This window comes from Streptomyces sp. CO7 (assembly GCF_053474865.1).
Map to the genome: position 1 here is coordinate 469,580 of NZ_JBRIOU010000002.1, position 1,218 is coordinate 470,797.

1 protein-coding gene is annotated in these 1,218 nt (G+C 73.9%); it reads right to left on the reverse strand.

Annotated elements, in window-relative coordinates:
- Positions 1 to 114: 114 nt before the first annotated feature.
- A complete protein-coding gene (locus tag ACOV8S_RS04045) occupies positions 115 to 1,140 on the reverse strand; it encodes a DUF4349 domain-containing protein (RefSeq protein WP_448316137.1) in 1,026 nt (341 codons plus the stop codon).
- Positions 1,141 to 1,218 lie beyond the last annotated feature (78 nt).

A 1,218-nucleotide genomic window follows, 5' to 3' on the forward strand; every position in this document is an offset into this window, starting at 1 on the left:
TGACCACCAGTCGTTCCCGGTCCCGCCTCGCGCCGCTGCTCATGGGGCCCACGCTAGCGCCGTGGTCGGGACCGGGGTCCCAGGGGGCGGGCCCGAAGGCATCGCCCGTCCGGTTCAGGACCGGTGCGTGCCGTGCGTGTCGGCCTCCTCGGTGGAGGCGTCGTCGCCCTCGGCCGGTGCCTCGGCCGCTGTGTCCCCCGCCGCGCTGTTCCCGTCGGCGGCGCCCCCGGCGCCGTCCGCGGCGCGCGCACGGCGGCGCAGGCGCAGCCACAGCCACAGCAGGGCGCCCAGCACCACGGCGAACGGCAGGACCGCGCCGACGACCAGGACGATCCAGTACAGGGTGGTGACGAAGGCGTCCCAGCCGCCCTCGAGCGCGTCCAGGACACCGGGGTCCTTGTCCTCCCGGTCCTCGTCCTCGGCGCGGTCGCTGTCGAAGAGGCTCAGGGTGACGGTCGCCAGCGAGGTCCGGTCCTTCAGCGACGCCTGACGGGCCAGCAGCGAGTCCAGCTCGGCCTGCCGGGAGGAGAGTTCGCCCTCGAGGAGGACGACGTCCTCCAGCTCGGTCGCGTCGTCCATCAGCTTGCGCAGCCGGTCGACGGCGGCCCGCTGCGACTTCACCCGGCTCTCCACGTCGACGACCTGGTCGGTGACGTCCTCGGCCTTCGAGGAGCGGTAGGTGACCCGGCCCGTGCCCTTGAGCTCCTGCATGACCTCGTCGTACGTGTCCGACGGGACGCGCAGCACGACCTCGGTGCTGTCGATGCGGCCGGACCCCGCGTAGGTGTCGGACTCCTCCCGCGCGACGAAGCCGCCTGCCGTCTCGGCGACCGACCGGACCTCGGCCAGGGCGTCGGGGACGTCCTTGACGCGGACCGAGAGCCGGGCGGTGCGGATGATGTGGGAGGTCTCCAGCGCCGGGCCGGAGGTCTCGCTCCTGCCGCCCTTGCTTCCGTTGCCGCCCTTGCCCGAGGTGTCGAAGGCTCCCGCCTCGGCCGCCTGGGGTCCGTCCGCGCCGCGCACCTGGGACTTGGCGTCGGCCTGCGTGGAGCCCTCGTCGCCCCCGCGCCCCGCGCATCCGGCGAGGGCGAGCGAGGCGGCGAGGAGGATCGCTGCCGGAATTCTTGCCTTGCGGACCATGGGTCCCCCCGATACGAACATGCTGCTCGGCCTGTGCTGTCGCTCCTTCGACGCCGGAGCGGCCCGCCGCGTTTGCCC

Coding starts and splice junctions, on each gene's coding strand:
- ACOV8S_RS04045 (WP_448316137.1), bottom strand. CDS start 1,140: ATGGTCCGCAAGGCAAGAATTCCGGCAGCGATCCTCCTCGCCGCCTCG.